Source organism: Mesorhizobium sp. M8A.F.Ca.ET.207.01.1.1, assembly GCF_004794715.1.
GTDB lineage: Bacteria > Pseudomonadota > Alphaproteobacteria > Rhizobiales > Rhizobiaceae > Mesorhizobium.
This window is the reverse complement of the sequence record NZ_SRUS01000287.1, coordinates 1-344: the sequence shown is the minus strand read 5'-3', so window position 1 is coordinate 344 and position 344 is coordinate 1. Positions and strand designations below refer to the sequence as shown.

1 protein-coding gene is annotated in these 344 nt (G+C 57.6%); it reads right to left on the bottom strand.

The annotated features are described in order from the left end of the window. Window positions 1-344: LysR substrate-binding domain-containing protein (locus EN850_RS34575; RefSeq protein ID WP_246689327.1), on the bottom strand; the 344-nt coding region annotated here is incomplete at both ends.

Genomic DNA, 344 nt, shown 5'->3' with positions numbered 1-344 from the left:
GACGCTCTTCCGATCTCCGGACCAGCCCTTGGGAGGCTTCTTTCTGAACCGCAGACGGGGCGAGAATAGAATGCGCTTTTCCCTCTACGACCATGTTGATGATCGTTGAGAGGGAGTCCACTTCAAACTTGACGTCCAGCGCGCAACCGTGTTGTGCAACGACATCAGCCACCGAACGCCTGACATTGTTGTTGCGCATGGGAACCGCCAGGGGGAATGCATGCAGGTCGGCCAGAGATATCGCATCTTCAAACGGTGGCTCGCCGGACGGAACTACCAGACAAAGGTCTTCGCGCGCTAGCACCGTCATTCGCCCCACACTGTCTGCTGTGCGGTACAGAACC